General features: G+C 62.5%; 23 protein-coding genes and 1 pseudogene. 10 read left to right on the plus strand and 14 right to left on the minus strand.

Translation table 11 applies throughout. The features are described from left to right. Nucleotides 1-21: 21 nt before the first annotated feature. The 5 genes from ACM6I6_RS06315 to ACM6I6_RS06335 form a co-directional block, all read right to left on the minus strand. Entirely contained in the window at nucleotides 22-543 is a 522-nt protein-coding gene (locus ACM6I6_RS06315) for a methylamine dehydrogenase light chain (protein ID WP_027620621.1), read from the minus strand. Nucleotides 544-561: 18 nt separating this feature from the next. Further along, entirely contained in the window at nucleotides 562-1,182 is a 621-nt protein-coding gene (mauD, locus tag ACM6I6_RS06320; protein ID WP_075949195.1) for a methylamine dehydrogenase accessory protein MauD, read from the minus strand. A gap of 5 nt (nucleotides 1,183-1,187) precedes the next feature. Continuing rightward, on the minus strand, nucleotides 1,188-1,727 hold the full coding sequence (locus ACM6I6_RS06325) for a MauE/DoxX family redox-associated membrane protein (protein WP_323608474.1): 540 nt from the start codon (nucleotides 1,725-1,727) through the stop codon (nucleotides 1,188-1,190). Between the two features lie 14 nt (nucleotides 1,728-1,741). Next, nucleotides 1,742-2,893, minus strand: coding sequence for an amine dehydrogenase large subunit (locus ACM6I6_RS06330; protein WP_414919612.1), 1,152 nt, complete (start codon nucleotides 2,891-2,893; stop codon nucleotides 1,742-1,744). A gap of 233 nt (nucleotides 2,894-3,126) precedes the next feature. Continuing rightward, entirely contained in the window at nucleotides 3,127-4,614 is a 1,488-nt protein-coding gene (locus ACM6I6_RS06335; protein ID WP_414919613.1) for a sensor histidine kinase, read from the minus strand. Between the two features lie 314 nt (nucleotides 4,615-4,928). On the opposite strand from ACM6I6_RS06335, the gene ACM6I6_RS06340 reads away from it, so the two are divergent. The 9 genes from ACM6I6_RS06340 (at nucleotide 4,929) to feaR (ending at nucleotide 12,720) form a co-directional block, all read left to right on the plus strand. Next, nucleotides 4,929-6,092, plus strand: a complete 1,164-nt coding sequence (locus ACM6I6_RS06340) for an acyl-CoA dehydrogenase family protein (RefSeq protein WP_414919614.1) — start codon at nucleotides 4,929-4,931, stop codon at nucleotides 6,090-6,092. Nucleotides 6,093-6,120: 28 nt separating this feature from the next. Then, nucleotides 6,121-6,492 (plus strand): hypothetical protein, encoded by a 372-nt coding sequence (locus tag ACM6I6_RS06345; protein WP_046816379.1) that lies wholly within the window; start codon nucleotides 6,121-6,123, stop codon nucleotides 6,490-6,492. 3 nt (nucleotides 6,493-6,495) lie between these two features. After that, nucleotides 6,496-6,966 carry a nuclear transport factor 2 family protein gene (locus tag ACM6I6_RS06350; protein WP_406592514.1) on the plus strand — a complete coding sequence of 157 codons (471 nt, stop codon included), beginning with the start codon at nucleotides 6,496-6,498 and terminating at the stop codon, nucleotides 6,964-6,966. Continuing rightward, nucleotides 6,963-8,087, plus strand: coding sequence for an amidase (locus tag ACM6I6_RS06355; protein WP_406592513.1), 1,125 nt, complete (start codon nucleotides 6,963-6,965; stop codon nucleotides 8,085-8,087). Before ACM6I6_RS06350 ends, ACM6I6_RS06355 begins: the two co-directional genes overlap by 4 nt. Before the next feature lie 23 nt (nucleotides 8,088-8,110). Next, on the plus strand, nucleotides 8,111-9,394 hold the full coding sequence (locus ACM6I6_RS06360) for an aromatic ring-hydroxylating oxygenase subunit alpha (RefSeq protein ID WP_414919615.1): 1,284 nt from the start codon (nucleotides 8,111-8,113) through the stop codon (nucleotides 9,392-9,394). Then, on the plus strand, nucleotides 9,391-9,888 hold the full coding sequence (locus ACM6I6_RS06365; protein WP_414919616.1) for an aromatic-ring-hydroxylating dioxygenase subunit beta: 498 nt from the start codon (nucleotides 9,391-9,393) through the stop codon (nucleotides 9,886-9,888). The genes ACM6I6_RS06360 and ACM6I6_RS06365 overlap by 4 nt, the downstream gene beginning before the upstream one ends. A 10-nt stretch (nucleotides 9,889-9,898) precedes the next feature. Further along, nucleotides 9,899-10,639, plus strand: coding sequence for an SDR family NAD(P)-dependent oxidoreductase (locus ACM6I6_RS06370; protein WP_414919617.1), 741 nt, complete (start codon nucleotides 9,899-9,901; stop codon nucleotides 10,637-10,639). Between the two features lie 150 nt (nucleotides 10,640-10,789). Continuing rightward, on the plus strand, nucleotides 10,790-11,740 hold the full coding sequence (locus ACM6I6_RS06375) for a PDR/VanB family oxidoreductase (protein ID WP_406592510.1): 951 nt from the start codon (nucleotides 10,790-10,792) through the stop codon (nucleotides 11,738-11,740). 59 nt (nucleotides 11,741-11,799) lie between these two features. Then, nucleotides 11,800-12,720 (plus strand): transcriptional regulator FeaR, encoded by a 921-nt coding sequence (gene feaR, locus ACM6I6_RS06380; protein ID WP_414919618.1) that lies wholly within the window; start codon nucleotides 11,800-11,802, stop codon nucleotides 12,718-12,720. 103 nt (nucleotides 12,721-12,823) lie between these two features. Here the strand turns inward: feaR and ACM6I6_RS06385 are convergent, their stop codons facing one another. Continuing rightward, nucleotides 12,824-13,453, minus strand: a complete 630-nt coding sequence (locus tag ACM6I6_RS06385; protein WP_274076163.1) for a response regulator transcription factor — start codon at nucleotides 13,451-13,453, stop codon at nucleotides 12,824-12,826. A 257-nt stretch (nucleotides 13,454-13,710) separates the two neighbouring features. Between ACM6I6_RS06385 and hpaC the strand changes: the two genes are divergently transcribed. After that, the gene (gene hpaC / locus ACM6I6_RS06390; RefSeq protein ID WP_274076164.1) at nucleotides 13,711-14,223 is read left to right on the plus strand and encodes a 4-hydroxyphenylacetate 3-monooxygenase, reductase component; all 513 of its coding nucleotides are present in this window, start codon (nucleotides 13,711-13,713) and stop codon (nucleotides 14,221-14,223) included. 33 nt (nucleotides 14,224-14,256) lie between these two features. On the opposite strand, the pseudogene ACM6I6_RS06395 reads toward hpaC, so the two are convergent. From ACM6I6_RS06395 to ACM6I6_RS06430, 8 genes and pseudogenes are all read right to left on the minus strand, one after another. Next, nucleotides 14,257-14,400, minus strand: a pseudogene (locus tag ACM6I6_RS06395) (MotA/TolQ/ExbB proton channel family protein); the annotation flags it as partial. Nucleotides 14,401-14,472: 72 nt separating this feature from the next. Next, the gene (locus ACM6I6_RS06400) at nucleotides 14,473-15,267 is read right to left on the minus strand and encodes an ABC transporter ATP-binding protein (RefSeq protein ID WP_406592508.1); all 795 of its coding nucleotides are present in this window, start codon (nucleotides 15,265-15,267) and stop codon (nucleotides 14,473-14,475) included. Nucleotides 15,268-15,278: 11 nt separating this feature from the next. Further along, entirely contained in the window at nucleotides 15,279-16,040 is a 762-nt protein-coding gene (locus tag ACM6I6_RS06405; protein WP_274076166.1) for an ABC transporter permease, read from the minus strand. A gap of 9 nt (nucleotides 16,041-16,049) precedes the next feature. Continuing rightward, the gene (locus ACM6I6_RS06410) at nucleotides 16,050-16,811 is read right to left on the minus strand and encodes an ABC transporter permease (RefSeq protein ID WP_274076167.1); all 762 of its coding nucleotides are present in this window, start codon (nucleotides 16,809-16,811) and stop codon (nucleotides 16,050-16,052) included. Nucleotides 16,812-17,038: 227 nt separating this feature from the next. Next, the gene (locus ACM6I6_RS06415) at nucleotides 17,039-19,501 is read right to left on the minus strand and encodes a TonB-dependent receptor plug domain-containing protein (RefSeq protein WP_414919619.1); all 2,463 of its coding nucleotides are present in this window, start codon (nucleotides 19,499-19,501) and stop codon (nucleotides 17,039-17,041) included. A gap of 24 nt (nucleotides 19,502-19,525) precedes the next feature. Next, the gene (locus tag ACM6I6_RS06420; RefSeq protein WP_414919620.1) at nucleotides 19,526-21,793 is read right to left on the minus strand and encodes a TonB-dependent receptor; all 2,268 of its coding nucleotides are present in this window, start codon (nucleotides 21,791-21,793) and stop codon (nucleotides 19,526-19,528) included. 477 nt (nucleotides 21,794-22,270) lie between these two features. Beyond that, nucleotides 22,271-23,329, minus strand: a complete 1,059-nt coding sequence (locus ACM6I6_RS06425; protein WP_323608490.1) for an ABC transporter substrate-binding protein — start codon at nucleotides 23,327-23,329, stop codon at nucleotides 22,271-22,273. 36 nt (nucleotides 23,330-23,365) lie between these two features. Further along, entirely contained in the window at nucleotides 23,366-24,418 is a 1,053-nt protein-coding gene (locus ACM6I6_RS06430) for an ABC transporter substrate-binding protein (protein ID WP_323608491.1), read from the minus strand. Between the last annotated feature and the right edge of the window lies 1 nt (nucleotide 24,419).

Here is a 24,419-nt window from a genome sequence, read left to right on the forward strand (position 1 = left end):
CAGGGCAACCGGCGGTGGGTGTCAGACCGCCACGCCACGGATGATCGAAACGGTGCAGTGATAGATGTGCGATTTGGCCGCCAGGCACCAGTTCACATCGTTGTTGTTGAACGGGCGGTAGGCCGGTTCTTCACTGTCGTTGCGGGTGCAGGCGCACTGCGCGCAGCTTTGCTTACCGCAGCAGTCGTTGTACGAAATGATGTAGTCCTTGCCGTCGGCCGGGTTTCGGCAGGTGCCGATCCAGGTCACTTGCGAGGCTTCGGTGCCCGGTGGGCAGGACGTCACCGATCCGCCGCAGCAACTGCACAGAAAACCGTCGATGGAACAGTAGCGCCAGTAGTCGCAACTGTTCGGATCACCCGGGTCACCGGCCTTCGGGTCAGTGGCGGCCAGCGCCTTGCTGGTGCGATCCAGGGGCAGCAGCAGGGGCAGGGCGGCACCGGCCACCATCAGCGAGCCCATGCGCGACAGCAGTTTGCGGCGCGAAGTAGTGTCGGCAACACGGCGCGTCGAGCGCTCGAACAACAGATCCAGCAGTTTCATGAAGGTCTCCCTGCCTTATCAGTGGCTATGGCCGTGGCTGTGGTCATGGTCGTGGGGCTGCGCGTTGAGGTATTGCTGCAGCGTGGCGTGCTTCAAGTGCTCAACTTCGAACAGGCTGTCCAGGTGTTCGCGGGAGTTGACCAGGCCTTTGGCGCGCAGGGTGCCGGACTTGTCGATCAGGGCGGCGTACGGCAGCTTGCCGATCTGGTAGGTCATGCCCACTTCCGGGCCGACCACGTAGGTGGCGTCTTCGAGCTTGTGTTCGCGGATCAGCGCTTGCTGGGCATCCATGTCGCCATCGCTGACGAACACCACGTCGAGCGTACCGGCCTGTTCTTTGGCGATGGATTTGATCGCCGGCAGCAAGGACTTGCAGATCGGGCAGGTCGGCGAGAGGAAAAACAGCAGTTGCGATTTTTCACCGGCATAACCGAAGTTCACCGGGCGGCCCTTGCGGTCGGCGGCGGTGATTTGCGGTGCGGCTTCGTTGACGGCCACGCCTTTGTCGACCATCAGCGCGCCGGCCGGCGCCAGGCGACCGTGCAGCACGCCAATCTGACGGACCAGGCCCATGACGACAAACGCCACGGCCACCAGCAGCACCCAGAGCAGAACATTGGAAACTATCAAGCCTTCCATTTCGATCACCTACCAATCAATTTGAGCAGAAGAGGGGAGTTCGCCAGCAGGCCATCGGCCGCGGCGTAAATGAGCAGCGCGACAGCGGCGGCGGCCACGGTGACGAAGCCATCGAACACAGTCATGTCACGCACCACCGGCGCCACGCTGGCCAGCAGCGCCAGCGCCACCAGCACGCTGTTGCGCAGCAGCAGCACCGGGCGCAGCGGTTGTGCCTGGTCTGGACCGGCACAGCCGCAGTCGATGTCGCGACGACCGCGCCACAGGTTGATGCCGATGGCGGCGGCGTACAGCGCCAGCAGGCTGGCCGCGCTCAACGCCGCCCAGCCCCGGCTGACCGGGACCAGCAACGCGAAAGCGATGGCCAGTTCCAGCAGCGGGATAAGCCTGGCGCTCGGGCGAACCAGTGCGGTAGGCAGCAGTTGATAATCCGCCAGCTGTTTGGCGAAGCGCCCCGGGGCGCGCACCTTGTGGGTCGCGGCACTGGCCAGCAGCGCCGAAATGGCGAGGGCGCAGGCATTAATGAAGATCGGATCTGATTGCATGGGCCGAATCTCGTTTAGTAGCTCATGACCTGGGTCGCGGTTTTGGCGACCTTGGCCATGCTGCCGGTGTGCTGGTTGGTCTTGAGGTCGAAGATCTGCAAGCCACCTTCAACGTCGGTGCCCAGCAACAGCGGCTTGTCGTCGCCGGTTGCCTGCATGCTCCACACCGGTGCCGGGGCTTGCAGGGTGGCGACTTTCTTCATGGTCTTGAGATCGAAGGCCCAGATGAAGGGGCTCGGGTCTTCCCATTTCATCGGTTCGTGGGCGTCATGCATCAGCACGTACAGGCGGTTGAGCTTCGGCGCGACGGCCATCAGCTGCCAGCCGCCCGGTGCCCAGCCGGCTTTCTTTTCTTTGTCGGTGGTCAGCGACCAGCTCGGCAGGATTTTCGGCGTGTCGCCGGAGAAATCCACGGCGCGCACGGTGCCGGTGGTGGTGGTGAAGTAGTAGGTGTCGCCGACGTTGACCGCGCGCTCCACCAGTTTTTCTGCGTTCGGATCGAAGAACGGCGTGCGGTTGCGCGCGGTTTCCTGGCCCTGGTCGTTGAGGGTCACCACCTGCAGGCTGCCGTCGCCGCACAGCGAGGCGAAACGGCGTTTGCCGACCGGGTAGTTGAGCACGCAACCGGGGATCGAGACTTCGCTGGCGACGGCCTTGCTCTGGGTGTCGACCACGGTCACCGAGGTCGAGGGGGTGAAGTTGTAGACGTAGACGAAACGGTCGTCGCCGCTGGTCTTCAGGGCGTAGCGCTGGGTCAGCGACTCGGCGCGCTTGTTCGGGATCAGCACTTCCCAGGCCGGCGACAGGGTCGAGCTGTCCCACGCGGTCAGCACGTCGGTGCGGGTGCCGCGGGTGCCGCGCGAATACCAGATGTCGGCGCTGTAGAGCAGCTTGCCGTCATGGCTCAGGGCCGAAGGCGCGGCAAAGCCGGTCGGCACCATGCCCAGCACACGTTTCTGATCCGGGTCGACCACGGTGACACGGCCGGCGACGAAGCTTTCGAACTCGACATCGACGACAAACGCGCGGTGCGGTTCAGCGGGGAAGGCCAGGGTGGTCTGGCCGATGCCGGTGTCGGCCGGCAGGTCCGCACGGGCACTGTTCAAACCGAGTACAAGCAGGCTCAGGCCTAGCGCTGACTGTACGGAGATCCTGTTTGTTCGCATAAGGGGAACTTCCTGAATTGTTGGTAACGCGGATCGCGGGTGAGTGGGCAGATTCTGACCATCGAATAGTGCCTCGCCCGGCAATCCCAGGAATTGCCCTGCCTGCCAAGTGTTTGTGTATCTGTGCCAGTGTCATGTTGCAGGAGCGAGCTTGCTCGCGATGGACGTCAACGATAACGCGCGCTGCCTGAATGACCGGATCGTCCTGACGTTTTTCGCGAGCAAGCTCGCTCCTACAGGGGGCCGGGGGTGGCCAGGGGAAGGGAAAAGCTGAATACGGCGCCGCAAGGCTCCAGGTTTTGCGCCCAGATATCGCCCCGGTGACGGCCGATGATGTTCTTGCACAGCGCCAGGCCGATGCCGTTGCCGCTGACCTTGGACGAGAAGAAACCGTCGAACAGCTTCTCCTGCGCCTGGGCCTGGATGCCGCGGCCGCTGTCCTCGATGCTCACCAGCGCCATGCCGTTGTAGGCGCGGGCATGGATGCGCAGCAAACGGCGTTCGACGGGGAGGTCGGCCATTTCTTCGATCGCATTGAACGCCAGGTTGAGGATCACCTGGCCGATCAACACCTTCTCGCAGCTCACCCGCAGCGGCTCGGGAGAGGTGATGACGTCCACGCGCACCAGGCTCGGGTCGGCCCGCAGGCTGATGAAGTAGCGGGTTTCGCGCAGCAACTCGTTGAGGTCGATCAGCTCTTCGCTCTGCTCCAGTTTCACTACGTAATCGCGCACGCTCTTGATGATCACCGAGGCGTGCTCGATCTGCCGCACGGCATTCTGCAGACCCCAGGCGACGCCCTGGTCGGCGTCGGCGGCGTTCCCCAGGCGAATCACCGCGCCCTCGATGAAATTGCGCGTGGCGGCCAGCGGTTGGCTCAGTTCATGGGCGATGGCCACGGCCATTTCGCCCATGGCGTTGTAGCGCGCCAGGTATTCGAGTTTCTGCTCGCTGACCCGCCGCGCTTCTTCGGCCTGCACCTGTTCGGTGACGTCGCGGAACAACAGCAGGTGCCCGACCAGATCGTCCTCAATCTCGATGTAGCGGCAGGTTGCGTCATGCCAGCGCCACTCGCCGTCGCGCCGCTGCACTTTGTAGTGAACGCTGAACGGCGCGTGCTCCGGTGTTTCGTTGGCGAGCTGTTGCAACAGGCGCTGGCGTGAAGCGTCGTCGCACCAGCCGAGAAAATTCTTGCCCATCAGCTGACGCACTTCGCTAGCGAGCAAATGCGCGCCGGAATCGCTGATGAAGCGGATATCACCCTCGGGGCCCAGCACCGCCACGCCTTCGGCCAAATCCTGCATGAAAGCCTTGAGCCGACTTTCGAAACGCTTGAGGTCACGCTTGACCCTGTCCTCCTTGGAGATGTCGCGAAACTGCACCATCAGCACATCGCGACCGTCCAGGTGCACCAGGGTCGCCACCGCCTCGGAAAGAATCTCGACGCCTTGCTTGGAGCGATAGCACCACTCGATGGCGCGCTGGCCGGTGCGCGCGGCGCCTTCCAGCCAGCGCAGCCCCACCGAGCGCCGGTACTTCGGTGCGTCGCGGGTCATGTCCGGGGCCTTGAGCGGCGTCAGTTCCTCCAGGGTAAAACCCAGCGCCGCCAGGGCGGCAGCGTTGGCCCAGAGAATTTCCTTGGTCTGTGCATCGTGAAGAATGATGCACAGCGGCATGGCTTCGATCAGCGCATAAAAATCGTTCGGTTTTGGCAAGTACATCGCACGGCCCTTGGCGGCAGAGATTTGCAGTATGGCGTTTTATACCTGCTCGCACAGCGGGATGCGCTCAGAGGTAACCGGTGTGGATCTAGGGGTTTTCTTTAGCTGGGGGGCTGCACGCACCAATAGTTGCGCCGGCATGCGGTTTTTACACTGGACCGCAATGCAAGGGTGACCATCACCCATTACCTGTAGGAGCGAGCTTGCTCGCGAAAAGCGTCAACGATGACGCGGGCCGCCTGATTGCTCGCGGTGTCTGGTCGGCCATCGCGAGCAAGCTCGCTCCTACACAATAAGAAAATCGGAGAAAGCCCATGCTGCGTTCAGCGGTCGTGCAACAAGACGCATCGATCGGCGTTGACGAGAATGTCGTCGACAGCCCGGCCTTTGCGCAGGTACTGGAAGAAGTACGCCAACGCCGCAACGAATTCGACGCCGGCTCCCACGTGCCACGGGACATGATCGAGCGCTTCAAGCAGGTGGGCATCTACCGCGCCGCCACGCCGAAATGCTACGGCGGCGACGCCCTGGCCCCGGCAAAGTTTCTGCAGATGATCGAGCGCATCTCCGAAGCCGACGGCTCTGCTGGCTGGGTCGCGAGCTTCGGCAGCGCCGGCGTCTATCTTGCCGCATTGCCAGCAGAAACCCTGGCTGAACTCTATTCGCAAAGCCCTGACCTGGTCTTTGCCGGCGGCCTGTTTCCGCTGCAACCGGCCGAGGTGGTAGAGGGTGGCTACCAGGTCAACGGCACCTGGAAGTTTGCCAGCGGCTGCAAAGGCGCCGACCTGCTGGGTGTGGGCATCGGTGCCGCAGGCGGCAAGCCGCGCACAGCGGTATTGCGTCCGGACCAGGTAGAGATCGTCGAGAACTGGGACGTGGTTGGCCTCAAAGGCACCGGCAGCCACGACCTGCGCGTCACCGACAAGCGCGTCGACGAGCGCTGGACCTTTATCCGGGGCGGGGCTGCAACCATCGATGAGCCGTTGTTCCGGTACCCGTCGATTGCCTACGCCGCGCAAGTGCTGGCAGTGGTCAACCTGGGCCTGGCCCGTGCTGCACTGGATGAAATCAGCCGCATGGCCGGCGGTTCGGGTATCACCGGTGCGCCGAAATTATCCGACCGCGCTTACGTGCGCATCGAAATCGCCAAGGCTGAAGCCAAGCTCAGTGCTGCGCGCGGTTTCTTCTACAACGCCACCGAACAGGTATGGAACTCGATCCTCGCGGGCAACCCGGTCACGCCGGAGCAGACCAGCTTGTTGCGCCTGTCCGCCATCCACGTGTCGCAGGCCGGTGCCGCCGTGGTGCAGAGCGCCTACAGCCTGGCCGGTACCACCGCCATTTACCTGCGCCATCCGCTGCAGCGTTACCTGCGCGACTCGATGGTGGTGACCCAGCACGCCTTCCTCAGCGAAGGGCTGTACGACGGCGCCGGCTCGGTGTTCCTCGGCGTACCGCCGTTCCCGGGCTACATCTGAATTCTCTATTTCAAAAGGATCGACACTCATGACACAGACCACTCAAGAACCGTTGCGCGTCGTCTTCTGCATCGGCATCACCCAGAACTTTTTCGACCTGCCCACCGGCGAAGGCCTGAGCGTGTGGAAAGGCTTCAGCCAGATGATGGGTGACCTCGGCGCGATGCCCGGCATCACCGTGCTCGGCGCCATGGATGATGACCGCCTGATGGTCGGCCCGTCGACCACCTCGCCCTGGACCGTGTACATCATGGCCGACGTCGACTGCCACCAGTCGGTGATCGACGCCTGCAACCTGTTCCGCACCACGCCGGTCGGCCAATACAGCCTGTGGCGCTACGCGAAGATCGAAGCGCGCATCGGTCGTCCGCTGACCATCCCTGATGCGGCCAGGGTGTAAGCCATGAACGAGGCCTTGCTGCAGCGTCTTCAGACACTCGAAGGGGAAAGCGCAGTGCGCCGCTTGATGGCGCGCTACATGGACCTGTGCGATGTGCCGCGGGCACTTGCCCATGTCAGCGAATTGGCTGAGCTGTTCTGTATCGATGCGATCTGGGAAGGCATTGGCAGCACCACCGCGCAGACGTTTGGCCAACATCGCGGACGTGAAGCAGTGGCCGCCTTTGTCGGTGGTTACCTGCCGCCTTCGGACCACTTCCGGTTGAACCTGCATTACCTCACCAGCGAATCGATCGTGGTCGACGGCAGCGCGGCGCAAGGGCAGTGGATCATGCAGCAGATTTCCACCTATGCCGATGGCCGCAACGAGCTGTTCGGCACCCGTCTGAACATCGATTTCCGCTGTGTCGACGGCACCTGGCTGATCGCGCATTTCCGTACGCAACGGCTGTTCAACACGGAGCTGAATGCATGAGTACGTTCATCAGCGAATTCCTCCTCGGTGGCAGCGGCAAGCGCGTGGCCATCAAGGACTCCATCGACATCGCCGGCCATCCGACCCGCTCGGGCAGCCGTGCCTTTGCCGATGCACCCGCAGCAACTAAAAACGCCGAAGTGGTGGACGCGATCCTCAACGCCGGCTGGCAGATCGTCGGCAAGACCAACCTGCACGAACTGGCCTTTGGCGTCACCGGCATCAACGACTGGACGGGCACGCCGATCAATCCGCAAGCGCCGGATCGTGTTCCTGGCGGCTCGTCCAGCGGTTCCGCTTCGGCGGTCGCGGCCGGGTTGGCGGATATCGCCATCGGCACCGACACCGGTGGTTCGGTGCGGGTGCCGGCGGCCTGCTGCGGCATCGCCGGGCTCAAGCCGACTTACGGTCGGGTCAGTCGTGTTGGCGCACATCCGCTGGAATCCAGCCTCGATTGCGTCGGGCCGTTCGCCAAAACCATGGACGATCTGATCGCCGCCATGCAGGTGATTTGTCCGGGTTTCGCCGTGCAAGGTTTGCCCGGTGACGGTGCCAGGGTCGGCTTCCTCGACGTGGCCTGCGACGCGCATCTGCAAGCCAGCCTCGGTGCTGCCGCCGACCGCGCGGGCTGGCGTCGCAGCCACCTGCAATTGAGCGAATTCGAAGCTGCCTTCGCCGCCGGCCTGACCGTGATCAATTTCGAAAACTGGGCAGCGTTCGGCCACCTGACCGGCAAGGGCCTGATTGGCTCCGATGTAGAAACACGCTTGCTGGTGGCCAGCCGCACTACGCGTGACGAGCTGGCCCAGGCCGAAGCCGTGCGCACAGCGTTCACCCAGCAAGTGGACGCGGCGCTGGAAGACTTTGCCGTATTGCTGCTGCCGACGATGCCAAGCCTGCCACCCACGCTGAGTGAAGCGCGTAGCGCCAGCAAGGCCGTCGCCGGCATGACGCCGCTGGTGCGCCCCTTCAACCTCAGCGGCCACCCAGCGCTGAGCGTGCCGGTGGAACTCGATTGCGGCGGGCTCAAAGTCGGCCTGCAGATCGTCGGTCGCAAAGGTCAGGACGAACTGGTCTGCGCCTTCGGTGCGCAGCTGCAAGCCTCAACTAATCAATCATAAAAAGAAGCCATGAGGAGAACCGCATGAGCACTCATGAATACCGGCTGATCGCAACGTCGAAAAGCCCCGAAGACCTGGTCCAGCATGACCGCGTCGACGTCTCGCTGTACAACGACCCGGCGCTGTTCGAAGCCGAGCTCGAGAAGATTTTCTACCGCACCTGGGTGTGGGTTGCCCACGAAAGCGAAGTGCGCAACAGCGGCGACTTCAAGACCGCCACCATCGGCCGTCGCCCGGTGATCGTCGTTCGCGACAAGAAGAACAACATCAACGTGCTGGAAAACCGTTGCCGCCACCGTGGCGCCACCGTGTGCGAGAAGCACAAGGGCAACGCCACCGGTTTCACCTGCCCGTACCACAGCTGGTCCTATGGCCTGGACGGCAAGCTGCGCGCGTTGCCGTATCCGGACGGTTATGAAGGCATCCTGGAGAAATCCGAACTGCCGCTGACCAGCCTGCGCGTGGAAAGCTACGCCGGCATGGTCTTCGCCAGCTACAACGACGAGATCGAGCCGCTGGAAGACTTCCTCGGCGGCGCCAGACACTGGATGGACCTGTTCATGAAACAGGGCGCCGGCTACCCGATCAAGACCCAGGGCGAACACAAGTTCAGCTTCAAGGGCAACTGGAAGATCCAGCTGGAAAACACCACCGACGGTTACCACTTCCCGATCGTGCACAAGTCGTTCATGTCGTCGGTGGATGAAGAAACCTCGGAAATGCTCTCGTTCATGACCGATGAACAAGCCGTGACCCATTCGCTGGGCAACGGCCACAGCGTGATGGTGATGGTGCCGGAGCACGTCGATCTGGATCACGATGACGGCACCGAGCAGTTGCAGGAACGCTTCGCCCACGTCACTGAAGAACTGTCGAAAACCATGCCGGCGGATCAAGTACGCCGCATCGTACGCTCGCTGCACGGCGCCGGTTTCAACCTGAACCTGTTCCCCAACATCGCCATGTCGATGTCGTTCTTCCGCATCTTGCGTCCGGTGTCGGTCACCGAAACCGAGATCCGTCACGTCGCCCTCGGCATGGACGGCGGCCCGGAAATCGCCAACCGCGAACGCATGCGCATTCACGAACACTTCCAGGGCCCGTTCGGTTTCGGCAGCCCCGACGATGCTGAAGCCTGGGACCGCGTACAGCGCGGCTCGTACGCCGGCGTCGACGCGCCAATCCTGGTCAACCGCGGCCTGAACCGCGAAATCACCGCTGAAAACGGCGACAAGGTCAGCCACGCCACCGACGAGGGCGGCATGCGCGGTGCCTACGACATGTGGAAAAGGATGATGAGCCAATGAGCAATCACGACATGAACGGTTTTACCGGTCCCTTGGCTCAGACCATCGAATTCATCTGGCGCGAAGCCGAACTGCTCGACCACAAGAATTACGCCGAGTGGGCGACCCTGTGGAGCGAGAGCGGCAAGTACATCGTGCCGATCGACCCGGACACCGAGGATTTCGAAGCGACGCTGAACTACGCCTACGACGACGCACGCATGCGTGACCTGCGCATCGAGCGCCTGACCGCCGGCTACTCGCCGTCGGCGGTGGACGCGGCGAAAACCATCCGCACCGTCTCGCGCTTCCGCCTGGTGGAAGCGGCTGGCGACATCGTCGAAGTCAATTCGGCGCAGTTGCTGTACGCCTACAAGCGCGGGGTGCACACGCCGTTCGTGGCCGACCTGAACCACCGCATCCGCTTCACCGATGGCGTGCCGACCCTGGAGCGCAAAGTGGTTCGGCTGATCAACTCTACCGACAGCCTGAGCGCGCTCGGCTTCCTTCTGTGAGGGCAACATCATGAGTCGAGTAGCCCTCGTAACGGGTGCCTCGCGCGGACTGGGCGAGTGCATCGCCCGCCGTCTGCACGCCGCCGGTTATCACGTTGGCCTGGCGGATCTGCGCCTCGATGGCGTGCAGGCGTTGGCCGCCGAGCTGGACGGCAGCGGCGCCACGGCCGTCGCCATCGAGCTGGATGTACGCAGCAAGGCCGACTTCCAGCGCGCCCGCGACCTGCTCGCTGCGCACTGGGGCGGCACTGACATTCTGGTGAACAACGCCGGCGTGTCGAAAGTCGCGGCGCTGATGGACATCACGCCCGAAGAGTTCGACGAGTCGATGGCGATCAACCTTCGCGGCACCTTTGTCGCCTGCCAGGTGTTCGGCGCCCACTTCGCCGAGCGTGGTTTTGGCCGCATCGTCAACATCGCCTCCCTGGCCGGGCAGAACGGTGGCACCGCCACCGGCGCCCATTACGCGGCGGCCAAGGGCGGCGTGGCGACGCTGACCAAAGTCTTCGCCCGTGAACTGGCGTCGCAAGGGGTGACTGTCAACAGCATCTCGCCAGGTCCCCTGGACCTGCCGGTGGTGCGCGAAACCGTGGCCCCGGAGCGTCTGGAACAGATCCTGAAAATGATCCCGGCCGGCACCCTCGGCGACCCGGCGTTCATCGCCGACAGCGTGCTGTTGCTGATCGCCGACAACGCAACGTCCGTAACCGGCGCGTGCCTGGACGTCAACGGCGGCCTGTTCATGCGCTGATGTCCAACCCGGAAAATAACCCTTGTAGGAGCCGGCTTGCCGGCGAAGGCGTCAACATAGGCGATGCAAGACTGAAGGCCGCCATCGCTGGCAAGCCAGCTCCTACAGGGGGGCTGTGTTTAACAAGAAAATAAATAGTCAGGTGATGCAATGATGAAGGTGAAGATCGAAAGGATCGTCGACGAAGCGCTGGATATCCGTTCCTTTCGCCTCGTGCGCAGTGACGGCCAGCCGCTCGACACCTATGAACCGGGTGCCCACGTCGACCTCACCGGGCCGACCGGCGTGACCCGCCAGTACTCGCTGTGCAGCCCGCCAGAGGATCGCCGCGCCTATCTGGTGGCGGTAAAAAAAGAAGCGCAGTCGCGCGGTGGCTCCCTCGCGCTGCACGAGCAGGTGGAAGAGGGCATGGAGCTCGAAATGGGCGCGCCACGCAACCTGTTCCGTCTCGATGACAGTGCCCGCGAACACCTGTTGTTCGCCGCCGGTATCGGCGTGACGCCACTGCTGAGCATGGCTTATCGACTGGCGCAGAGCGGCCAGCCGTACCGCCTGCATTACTTCGCCCGTTCGGCGCAATACGCGGCGTTTACCCAGCTGTTGGCGACGAATTTTGCCGATCATGTGGAATTCCACTACGGCGTGGAACCGGCGGATCTGGACGGCGCATTGAGCGCCTGCCTTGAACGCGCCAATCCTGCGGCCCACGTCTACACCTGCGGCCCGGCACCGTTCATGAACAAAGTGGTGGAAGTGGCCGCGCGCACCCGTTCCGACGACGCCATTCACCTGGAACACTTCGCCGCCGACCCTGCCGCCAACAGCGCCCCGGCCGGTGGTTTCGAAGTGGAGCTGGCCAGTTCCGGCGTGGTGCTGCACGTGCCGGCCGACAGCAGCCTGGTCGACGTGCTGCAGGCCCACGGTTGCGACATCGACACCGAATGCCGCGAAGGCATCTGCGGCACCTGCATCGTCGAGGTGCTGGACGGCGTGCCGGAGCACCGCGACAACTGCCTTTCGAACAAGGAAAAGGCCTCCAACAAGCAGATATGCGCCTGCGTTTCCCGGGCACTTTCCGCTCGTCTGGTATTGGACATTTGAGGTAAAGGACGCTGGAATACGTCGAGAAATAACAACAAAAAACCTGAGGCTTTGCGGACATGACTACAGCATCGACGGTGCGCAATGAGGCGTTCGAAAGTTGGTTGAGCCAGGTGAACCAGGCCTGCGGGCGTTTCGACGCCCGGGCGCTGGACACCGACTTCTATGGCCAATTGACGGAATTTCGCAGCGGCGCGATCAGCCTCAGTGTGGTCGACATGGCGCACGTGCATCTGTATCGCACCAGCAAGGACGTCAGCACCAGCAGCGACGGCCATTACTACGCGGTGTTCCAGCTGCGCGGCAGTTCGCACCTGGAGCAGGGCGACAACCGCGCGCAACTGGGCTGTGGCGACATCGCCCTGATCGACGCCAGCCGCCCGAGCGACATGATCTACAACGACGATTGCCGACAGCTGTCGCTGATTCTGCCGCGTCAGGTGGTGGAGCGTGGTTCGTACTTCAACGCGGTCAACTGCGCCACGCGCATCGGCGCCAACAGCCCCCTGGCGGCGATGGCCAACAAGCTGGTGCTGGAGACTCGCCAGCAGGAAGGCCTGGACATGCAGGAAAGCGAAGCGGTGCTCGACGCCCTGGCCAGCCTGTTGCTGCCGGGGATCAGCGCCCGTGAAAGCGCTGCCGATTCCCATGAGCGGCAGTTCCGCAAGATCATCGCCTTCATCGACGCGCACCTGAGCGACGAAGAACTGTGCCCGGAACTGATCGCCCGTGAAGTGGGCATTTCCGTGCGCGGCCTGTACCGGATGTTCTCCAAGCGCGGCCTGGTGGTGGCGCAATACATCAAGCACCGACGCCTGGACTTCTGCGCGGAAAACCTGCGCCGCAGCGATGTCGAGCAGAAGCTGTCGGCGCTGTGTTATGCCTGGGGGTTCTCGGATTCGAGCTACTTCTCGTCGGCCTTCAAATCGCGCTTTGGCGTGTCCCCGGGAGCCTATCGCAAGCGCTACAGCCAGCACTGACACCGCGTTATCGTTCATCGCCAGCAGGCTGGCTCCCACAGTGGACCTGACCTGTGGGAGCCAGCCTGCTGGCGATGGCGGTGTGATGACCGCCGCAGATCCCTCAGTGCCGCGCCGGCTCATCCACCGGCAAATGCAGCACTTCGCGCACCAGCATGGCAATGCTGCTCACGCCCATCTTCTCCTTGATCTTGGTGCGGTGCACGTCAACGGTCTTCACGCTGATGTTCAGCTCCCGGGCGATCACCTTGCTGGCCTTGCCATCGATCACCAGCATCAACACTTCCCGCTCGCGGCTGGTCAGCAGCGCCAGCTTGCCCTGCAGGTTCTGCCGCTGTTGCTGGTCGGCCTGGGCGTGCACGGCGGTCTTTAGCGCCGCCTGGATGCGGTCGATCATCTGCTGCGGGTTGTAGGGCTTCTCGACGAAGTCCAGGGCGCCGTTCTTCATCGCCGTGACCGACATCGGAATGTCGCCATGGGCCGAGACGAAAATGGTCGGCAAGGTGCTGCCGCGCTGGTTGAGGATCTCCTGCAACTGGAAACCGCTGGTTTCCGGCATGCGCACATCCAGCACCAGGCAAGCGGGCTGCTGGGGGTCGTACTGGCTGAGGAACTCATCGGCGCCGGCGAAGCACTGCGCCTGCACGCTGACCGACTCCAGCAGCCAGGCCAGAGAGGTGCGCAGGTCCTTGTCATCGTCAACGATGTAAACAATCGGTTTGCGGGTTTGCATCAGGGCTGCCACGAAAATTCTAATTATTGTTTTCGCACGCGAACGCGCGGCACGCATCGGCTGTGTGTTTTCCAGCCTGTAAGCAGAATACCCACTGTCGGCGGCCCTTGCGATAAAGAAACCACCTAGTCGACTAGCGGAAACCCAACCTCGCCATGGGGATCGTCAGAATGGTTGCAGCGCGCGCGCAGCCTTAGTCTTGTTCCATCACCTACGGGCCGCTTCAAAGCGGTCCTCCTGAAGGAAGGGGCATCGACATGGCCGACCTGAGCCAGCAGCAAATCGACTTTCGCAACGCCATGGCGCAGCTGCCTGCTGCGGTGAACATCATCACCACCAATGGCCCGGGCGGCCGCTGCGGCATAACCGCCAGCGCCGTGTGCTCGGTCACCGACTCGCCGCCCACGGTGCTGGTGTGCGTCAACCGCAACAGCGCCACCCACGACGTGTTCCGCACCAACGGTCGCCTGTGCGTCAACGTGCTGTGTGGCGAACAGGAAGAGCTGGCCCGTCACTTCGCCGGCATGACCCAGGTGCCCATGGCTGAACGTTTTGCCTGGGACCTGTGGGACGACGGCGCCGCCGAAGTGCCGGTGCTGCGCGATGCCCTGGTGCAACTGCAGGGGCGGATCAGCGAGTGCAAGGAAGTGGGTTCGCACTCGGTGATGTTCGTGGAGCTGGATAATGTCGGCGTGCGGGAGCCGCGCGATAGCCTGGTGTACTTCAACCGCTTGTTCCATCGCCTGGAACATGCCGGAGCGCATTGCTGAATTGCATTTGTAGGAGCAGCCTGCGGCAGCTCCTCAGAACGCCTCCTTGACTTTCTGCCCGGCGACGCTGGCGCCGGACTTGCCCGGCAGCGGGTGCAGGTGCACGCGCAACGCATGTTTTTGCGCCAGGCTGTAGAAGTCGTGGGCGAAGTCATCGACGTCGGCGGCCGTCAGTTTCTGGCCATTGCCCATTCTTTACTCCTGTGAACCTTCAATTGTTCCATGCCGCGTCGGATCGGCCATTGGCGGTCAATGGCCCACCAGTTCTTCCAGCAACTGCTCTTTGTAGCCCTGGAGTACCGTCGAAGCGCGATCACGCGGATGAGGCAGGTCCACCTTGATTTCGTGTTTGATCCGCCCGGGATGAGCGTCCATGACGATCACCCGGTCACCCAGGTACAACGCTTCCTCGATGTCGTGGGTGACCATGATCACCGTGCAACGTTGCTGCACCCAGATGCGTTGCAACTCGTGTTGCAGGCGGACCCGCGTCAACGCATCGAGGGCGCCCAGGGGCTCGTCGAGCAACAGCACTTTCGGCTTGTTGATCAGCGCCCGGGCGATGGCGGCCCGTTGCGCCATGCCGCCGGACAGCTGGTGCGGGTAGGCGCTGGCAAAGCCATCAAGGTTGACCAGGCTGATGTGCTCGGCCACCAGCCGGTCCTTTTCCGCCCGGGACAGCGGGTGGTTCTTCAGCGCCAGGGCAATGTTCTGGCTCAGGGTCATCCACGGAAACAGCCGGTGGTCCTGGAATACGATCCCGCGCTCCAGGCTGGTGGCAACGACCCGCTTGCCGTCCAGCACAATGTCACCTTCGTAATCGGCCTCGAGCCCGACGATCAGCCGCAGCAGCGTGGACTTTCCGCATCCGCTGGCACCGACGATGCTGACGAATTCTCCGGGACGAACGTCGAGGTCGATCTTCTGCAGTACCGGCAGTGGTTGGCCTTCGATCCGGTAAGCCTTGCTCAGGCCGCGGATCTGCAGTGCGCCGGACTGCAAGGGAGTGCTGTGTAGCAAGGCATGTTGTGCAATTGCGTTCATGGAGTGGCCTTTCAACGAATGTTGCGCCAGCGCAGCAAGTGGCGGCTCAGGAGGGTGAACAGCAGGGTCATCAGGTAGCCGCAGAGGCCGATGCACAGCACGCTGAGGACGATGACCTCCATGCGCGAGCCGGCTTCGGCGTTCATCATCAGGTTGCCCAGGCCGGCGCCTGAAGACAGGAACAGCTCGCTGCCGACGGCGGTGACCCAGGCAAACGCGAGTGCGTGCAACACGCCGGTGGCGATGCTCGGCAGCGCCGCGGGCAGCAGCACATGGCGCAAGCGTTGCCAGCGACCCAGGACCAGCACCTGGCCGACTTCGCGGTAGCGCTGCTCGACATGGCTGAAGCCCTGATACGTGTTGAGCACCATCGGGTAGAACGCAGCGAGGCTGACGATCAGCACCTTGGAAAATTCGCCGTTGCCGAACCACATGGCGATCAGCGGAATCCAGCCGAGCATCGGCACCTGGCGAATGGAGTGGAACAGTGGTCCGATCAACCGGTTGGCCAGCGTTGAAAGCGCCATCAGCACCCCCAGCAGCACGCCGAAGAAAATGCCCAGGGCCAGGCCGGTGCTGGTGCGGGCCAGGCTGGCCCAGAGATTGACCAGCAGTTCGCCGTTGGCCAGCAGTTCGATCAAGGCCGAGCCTATGGCCGACAGCGGCACGAAGGCGTAGGCCCCGGCGGCGTCCTGGCGCGACAGCCATTCCCAGCCGGCGATCAACAACAGCGGTAACAGCAGGCCACGGGATCTGGCGAGAATTCTAGACATCGACGACTCCTAGCGGGTCTGCCAGCGGAACAGCCGCTGTTCCAGTTGGCGAAAGGTGAAATCCAGGGTGAAACCGATGAGGCCGGTGACCACGATGCCGACCATCACCACATCGATACGCAACATCTGCCGGCTCATTTCGATCATCTGCCCCAGGCCGCTGTCGGCGGCCAGCAACTCGGTGGCCACCAGCACCACCCAGGCGCGGGTCAGGCTGATGCGAAAGCCGGTGATGATCGGTGGCGCGGCGGCGGGCAGGGCGATTTCGCGGACCAGTGTCGGCCAGCGCAGGCGATAGACGTCGGCGACCTCGAAGTAGCTGCGCGGGATGGCCTTGACCCCTTCGCTGGCGGCCAGGGCTACCGGGAAGAATGCGGTCTTGGCGACAATGATGATCTTGAAGGTTTCATCGATGCCGAACAGCAGCACGAACATCGGGATCAACGCGATGCTGGGAATCTGGCGCAGGGTGTGGAACAGCGGCGAGCAGTAGACCTCGACGTTCTTCGACAAGGCCATGAGCACGCCGAAAGCCAGGCCCAGCAGCGAGCCGATGGCAAATCCCGCCCCCAGTCGCGACAGGCTGTTGAGCAGGTGTTCGAGCAGCTCACCGCTGACCAGCAGTTCCTCGAATGTGTGCCAGACCTGCGCGGGTGGAACCAGCAGGTTGCGCGGAAAAATCCCGGCCTCGGCCACCACTGCCCACAGCAACAGCAGGGCAACGGGGGAGATGAGCCAGGTCAGGGAGGAGAGCAGACGTTGGGTACGCATGGCAGGTCTTATTTCGGCGAAGTACCCAAGGGGTATCGCAAGAGCTGTGCCAGCTGCAATGGTTCCTGCCTGGACGTGATGACGCCATCGCCGGCAGGCCGGCTCCCACAGGTTATGCACCACCCTGTGGGAGCTGGCCTGCCGGCGATGGCGTCGGAATGAACAGCGCAGATTGATGCCTGATCAGCACCCACTGCTGCCAGGGCAACACCCCACCAGCAGTCCCGTCAGAAGTCGTAGCTGACGCTGGTGTAGTAGAACGCGCCCTGGGCACCTTCGGGGCTGGTGATCGAGTATTTCGGTACACCGTACAACTGCACGCCGTCAGCCTCGTCCGGGTGGGTATCGAACAGGTTGATCGCCCCCAGCGAAACCTTCAGGGTCCTGTTGAAGGTGTAGGACAAGTCCAGGTCGGTCACCCACTGCGGGCTATAGGTCTGGTCCAGGGTCGGGTTGGTCGTGTTGAGGCTCTTCCATTCACCATAGCGGCGCTGGGACAGGGTGATGCCCCAACCGTCATACAGCCAGTTGGCACTGAGGATCAGCTTGGTTTCGGGGGTGCCATCTTCGATCAGGCCCTGGGTGGTGCGGCCTACGATCTGTGAACCCTTGATGTTGCCGACATCCCTCAGGGCAGTGATTTTTGTGTTGTTCTGGCTTACGCCTGCGTTCAGGTTCAGCTGTCCCCATTGCTGCAGGTCCAGCTGATAGTTGCCGGACAGTTCGACACCGTCGGTGCGGGTGTCCGCGACGTTGGTGTAGAAGGCCGCACTCTGGATGTTCGCGTACGGCGTTCCGGCGAAGATCGGCGAGACAACCGATGCCGGCAGCTGGTCGGAGAGGGTGATGCGGTTGTCGATATCGATGCGGTAGGCGTCCAGCGTCACCGATGCATTGGGCAGTGGGCGCCACACCAGGCCCAGCGAATAGCTGGTGGACTCTTCCGGTTTCAGCGACTTGCCACCCAGCAACGCCGCTTCCGGGCTGTCGGCACGCAGTGTGCGTTGCTGCACCTCGACATAGTTGCCACTGCCGGGTGGCTGCTCCACCACCTGCACGCTGAACGACGACAAACCACTCTGCACCAGGGACGGTGCGCGATAGCCGGTACTGGCGGTGGCGCGGGCGGCAATCTGCGGGGTGAAGTCGTAACGCAGGGACAGTTTGCCGTTGGTGGTATCGCCGAAGTCCGAATAGTGCTCGCTGCGCACCGCGACGCCCGCCTGGAATTTTTCCGTGACCTGGCCTTCGACGTCGATGTAGGCACCCAGTACGTTGCGATCCAGCGAGGCTGCATCGACTTGCGTAATGCCTGAGTAGTAACCCGGAATGCGCCGCCCCGTAACCGGGTCGACGGTATTGAACAGCGGGCCATTTTGCCAACCCGCGGCCTCGCCTGCGCTCAGTTCGTAGTTCTCCTGGCGCCAGGCCAGGCCGGCAGACAATGTGAGCGGCTTGAACAACCGGTCGGTCGGGACATCCCGCACCCAGTCGAGGGTCACGTTGGTCTGATCGGCCTCACGCTCGCCGGTATGGATTCTTTGTGGACTGGTGACGCCCCAGCTGGGGTTGATCGCGTTGCGGTCGTCGGACTTCAGGGTGTTGTCGCCATGGTTGACGGCGAAATCGAAATTGCCCAGCAAATCGTCTTCGTAGCGCAGGCCGCCGGTCAAGGCGTAGTCTTCCAGCGAATAGCGGGTGATCGGCAGGCGGCCGTCTGGAAAGCGTTGCAACGCGGTGCTGCCGTAGTTGTTGCGCAGCGTCGTCGGTGGGTCGAAGAATCCCTCGGCGTCGGTTTTCTTGTGGGAGTAGGTGGCAAAGCCATAGGCCGTCAAACCCTCGCCAATGCCGATTTCACTGTTGGCGGCGAAGTTGTATTGGTCCGACACATTGCCCGAGCCCCAACGCCAGGTCCGGTAACGGTTGTTCTGCTCGCGAGGCGTGTTGATGCTGGTGGAACCCGGGTAAAAAATCCGGTTGTCCGGATTGGTGTCGCTGGCCGGGTCCTGGCTGCCGGCGTCGAAACCCAGGGTGAGGAAGCCGTCGTTGGGCAGGGCGAAACCTTTCCAGCCGCTAAGCTTGCGCTGGATGCCGTCGCCCTTGTCGTAACCGCCGAAGCGGTAGCCGAGGTTTGCACCCTCGTCCTTTTCCTTGAGCACGATGTTGATCACCCCGGCGATGGCATCCGAGCCATATTGGGCCGCCGCGCCATCGCGCAGGATCTCTACGCGCTGGATCGAACTCAACGGGATCAGGCTCAAGTCAACCGCCGCTGCGCCGCGTCCATTGACCAGGCTCTGGCGGGTGACGTTGGCGCTGGTGTGGCGGCGCTTGCCGTTGACCAGCACCAACACCTGGTCAGACGCCAGGCCGCGCAACGATGCGCCCTGGGCGATGGAACCGGCAAAGGCGCCCTGGGGTGATTGCGGGTACGTGAACGAAGGGGACAGGGCCGTGAGGGCGCCGGACAGGTCGCTGGCGCCGGTCTGCTGCAGTTGTTCGCCCGACAGGACATCGATAGGCGCGGCGCTTTCCAGCGCAGTGACGTCGCTGCGACGGGTGCCGAGCACGACGACAGTGTCCAGGTGGTCGCTGCCGGCGACGGGGCGGGTTTCGGCAACCGCCACAGGCACGGCAAGGCTGCCAATGACCAGCGCGATAGCGCCGGCCAACGGGGTGTGATGGAACATGGATAAATTCCTTTCAGGCGAAGGTCAGAAGCGGCTGGTCACGCTCAGGCCGACGGTGCGCGGATCGCCGTAGGTGATGACGTATTGGCCCAGCGTGCCATTCGGACGGCCGTGAACCTGGTAGCGACGGTCGGTGACGTTGTTGACGAAACCGGTGACGCTGATTTTATCGTCCGGGCTGAACCAGGTCAGGCGGGTGTTGGCCAACGTGTAGTGCGGCTGGCTGAGCGTCTTGTCGGCGCTGCTCTGGCGGTCGGCGAGGAAGTATTCCTTGTCGCGGAAACTCACATCACCACCGGCCACCAGTTTGCCGCCGATCTCCAGCGGGAAGGTGTAGTCGGCACCGAGCGACACCACGTTGCGCGGCGAGCGCACGAAGCTGTTGCCGCTGTAGTCACCGGTGACCACGCCGGTGTTGGGGTTGGTGTTCTTGAAGTCGGTGTATTCGGTGTCCAGGAACGACACCGCCGCACGCAGGTGCAGGTAATCGGTCGGCTGGGCCTCGAGCTCAAGTTCGGCACCCTTGACCGTACCCTTGGCGCCGTTGGTCAGCGCCGTGGTGAGTACGCCGTTGTTGACCGTCAGCAGGTTCACCTGAATGTCCGAGTAGTCGTAATAAAAGATGTTGGCGTTGGCCGTCAGGCGATGGTCGAACCATTCGGACTTGAGGCCGATTTCGTAGGCGTCCAGTTGTTCCGGGTCCACCGTGGTCAGCTGCGCAAGGCTGGTCGACAGCCCGGTGTTGAAACCGCCGGAACGGAAGCCGTGGGCATAGCGAAAGAACACCCGCAGGTTGTCGTTGATCCGGTATTCCGGCGTCAGGTCGTAGGTCCAGGCTTCCCAGGTGTTGGCTTCCTGGCGATTGCCATTGGTGCCGACACCTGGCAAAGGCACCAATGGGCCGTTGGCGCTGGTGCGGGTCAATTGGGTCAGGTCGAGGTCGATGTCTTTCTTTTCCTGGGTATAACGCAGACCGCCGGTCACGGTGAAGTCATCGGTGAAGTCGTATGTCAGGTTGCCGAACAGCGCGTAGCTATCGGTGGTGTGGTCGAAGTCGAGGTCACGAAAGTCGGTCGCGCCGATCTGGTTCGAGCCGGTGCCGTTGGGCGTCGGCCCGGGCGTGATGATGCGCTGGCCTGAGCTGTCGAGGTCTTCGTGGAAGTAATGCGCCCCCACCAGCCAGCGCAGGGTTTCCTGCTGTGGCGAGGCCAGGCGCAGCTCCTGGGAATATTGCGCATATCGGTTATCGGCAATCGCCGCGCCGTTGACTTCGTAAGGCGTGTAGTCGGCATCGCTGGTGGACTGACCGCGGATGTAATCATAGGCACTGATGGAGGTCAGGGTGTAGTCACCCAGGTGCCAGTTCAAGGTCAGCGATGTGCCATCGTGGTTGAGCTTGGAGTCTTCATTCACATTGATGGCGATATCGCGTCCGCTGGGTCTTTCATAGCCAACGTTGTAATAGCGCCCTACGGCCAGCGAGCCGTTGCTGCCGTCTCCTTTGTATTCGCGACTGTGGATTTTCCACAGCGCTTCCAGGTCGTCGTTCACCTGGGCGAGGAACTGCAGGCGTACGGCTTTCTTGTTGACGTCGCCGTAGGTGTTGTCGTCGACGAGGTTCTCCTGGAAACCGTCACGCTCCTCGGAATACAGCGAGACCCGCGCCGCGAGTTTCTCATCCACCAGCGCACCGCCCAGGGCTGCGCTGACGATGCGTTCGTTCTTGGTGCCAAACCCGATCGTGCCGAAGCCATCGGTGTCGAACGTCGGCTTTTTGGAAATGACGTTGACGGCGCCCGCGGTGGTGTTCTTGCCGTACAGGGTGCCTTGCGGGCCACGCAGGATTTCGATGCGCTCCAGGTCGAACAACGGCCCGCCGCCGGCAATCGGTGCGTTCAGGTACACGTCGTCGGCATAGATCCCTACCGGGAAGACGGTCGCAGGGCCGGTATCCCCGGTGCCGAGGCCACGGATGTACCAACGTGGCCGGCCATCGCCGTCCGGGTTTTTTGCGGAAGCGTTGGGCACGAACGTCGTGATGTCGCCCATGTTGCGCACGCCGTCGGCGACAAGGCTGGTGCCCTGTACCGCCGAGACCGCCACCGGAATCTCTTGCAGGGTTTCTTCCCTGTGTTGAGCGGTGACGGTCACGGTCTTGAGTGAAGGTTCGGTAGTGGTATTGCTGCTGTCGGCTTCCGTGGTTTCGGCTGCCAGCAATCCCTCGCTGACACCGCCCCCGGCCAGCAACAAGGTTAGCCAGATACTCTTGGCGATTGGATTAAGTTTATGCATTTAAGTCTCCCCCCGATAAAGTTTCACTAGTGGGGGTAGAGCAGAGATCGTGCCAAGAGGTTTTGTGGATCGGTTAGTTTTATTAAGTTGCTGTATTTAAAGGATATTAATATTTGTAATAGTTGTGTTTGTTGAGGTTTTCCAGGGTTTTGTTAGTTGGATCCAGTAGGGGGTGAAAAGTCTGCCAGACATTCAGCAGAAGTTGCTTGGCGGGTGTTGCTGGAGCAGCAAGCGGTGAGTGTGGGAGTGTTGCCTGGCCAGCAATGTATTGGCCTCAAGGATGCGGACCCTGTAGGAGCGAGCTTGCTCGCGAAAAACCTGAGAGCACCGCGGGGTGCCAGGCTCCCCGCGTCATCGTTGACCTCCATCGCGAGCAAGCTTGCTCCTACAGCTTTTTGTGTGATCAGTGATGACTGCAGGAGCCGGCCTGCTGCGGGCGACGTTCCGACGATGGCGGCATTGCTGGTGACGAAAAACTCAAACCGCCAAGCGAGAGGTAGAGCCAATGACATTTTCCAGCACGCTGAAGTCGATCCAGTCCCGCACATCGAAACGGCGTGGGATGAAGTCCCAACGATGCAGGAAATCGGTGAAATCCTGCAGCGCTTCAATGGAGCGGCCATCGAGCGTGGTGCGTAAACGCCGATGGGCGTCTTCGCCATAGGCGGCGGCGACCCAGTACTCGCTGGTGTTCAACTCCCGTGCAAGAAAGCGCCGGGTTTCATCCGGGTTGGCCCAGGCCCATTGTTCGGTGCGCAGCACGGTATCGACAATCTTCACACTGGCATCGAAATGCTCGTGCAGCAGGTGCGTGTCCACGGTCAGCGTCCGGGGCGTGCCATTGTTCGAGCGGATCAGTGGATCAGGGTGGGAGCCGGTATCGACCACCACCTGCAGTCCGAACTCATTGGCCAGGTGCACGGCATGCGCGCCCTTGAGAAAGATCGCGTCGATGTCGCCGCGCAACAGCCCGATCAGCTCGTTGTTGCGACGGCTGAAGCGAGAAACCCCGAGGCTGACCTCCGAACCGAACACATGCTGCTTCTGGTCGTCGCTATAAGTACCGCCATAGGGATAGTCCACCAGTTCGACATCGCAGACCTCCAGGCCTTCGAGCTTGAGCGCGTTTTCCAGCCCGCGCAGGGCTTGGGCGCGGGTGAAGTCGATCTGCACGTTGGCCCATTTCGGTATGCCGAAACGACGGTTCTTCAGGTCGCGAATGCTCTTCACACCACTTTCCGCGGTGGTCAGGATCAACTGCACCTCGTCGCTCCAGGACAGTCCCAGCACCCGGGTCTGCACGCCGCTGGCGTAGGCCCAGATGGCGGGGATGTTGCCGCCGTGACGCACCGAGTTTTTCAGGTGATGGTCGTAATGGGCTTCGCGAACTTCCCGTTCACTGGACTCGCGCAAGGACTGAATGTTGGTACCGAACGGCAGAAAGGCTTGCGCCAGTCGACCGGACTGCACCGCGATGCCAAGCCCGGTGGGGACCGGGCTGTGGGTATACCAAAGCGTATCGAGTGGTTTGCTCATAATGGCCTTCAGTTCGAATCCATGAGATCTGGCGGGTTAGCCTGCCAGTGCGGTGTTTGTTTCCAGCAACCCTTGCAGCGGCCGGTGATCGATCCAGTCACGTACATCAAAACTGTTCGCAATGAAGCGCCAGCGATGCAGGAAGTGGGTGAAATCCTGCAAGGCCTCGATCGCCTGCTCATCCAGTTCGGTACGTAGGCGCAGGTGAGCGTCGTCGCCATAGGCGGCGCTGACCCAGTACTCGCTGCTATTGGTTTCGCGGGCCAGGTAGCGACGGGTTTCCTCTGGATGGGTGTGCGCCCAATGCTCGGCGCGCAGCACCGAATCGAGGATGCCGCTGGCGACGTCGAAGTGGTTTTCCAGCAGGTGCAGGTCCACCGCCAGCGTGCGAGGCGTGCCGTTGTTGCTGCGAATCAGCGGGTCGGGATGGGCGCCAGTGTCGATCACCGTGTGCAGGCCGAACTCATGTGCCTGGCGCGCCGCACTGGCACCTTTGAGGAAAATGGCATCGACCTCTCCGCGCAACAGGCCGACGAGTTCAAGGTTGCGTCCCTCGACCCGCTGCGTACTGATCGGCGTGCCATTGACGGTGCGCACCTGCGGATCGCTGAAGGTGCCCTCATAACGGAAGTTCACCAACTGCACATCACCGACCTGCAGGCCTTCCAGTTTCAGGGCGTTTTCCAGGCCGCGCAGGGCCTGGGCGCGGGTGAAGTCGATCTGCGCACCCGCCCAGTCCGGCAGGCCGAAGCGGCGTCCCTTGAGGTCTTTCACGGTGTTGATGCCGCTGTCGCCACGGGTCAGGATCAGTTGTACTTCGTCGGCCCAGGACAGCCCGATGACCCGGGTTTCCCGACCCTGGGCCCGGGCCCAGATGGCCGGGATGTTGCCGCCGTGGCGTACCGAATTGCGCAGGGTGTGATCGAAGTGCGATTCGCGAACCACTTTGTCGGTGGACTCGCGCAGCGACTGGACCTGTGTGCCCAGGGTGCCGACGGTTTCCTGCAGCCAGCCTTTTTGCACAGCGATGCCAAGCCCGGTGGGGACCGGGCAGCGGGTGTACCAGAGGGTGTCGAGGGGGTGCGTCATC

The organism is Pseudomonas sp. IT-P218, assembly GCF_949767605.1.
In the GTDB taxonomy this organism is placed as follows: Bacteria; Pseudomonadota; Gammaproteobacteria; order Pseudomonadales; family Pseudomonadaceae; genus Aquipseudomonas; species Aquipseudomonas putida_AE.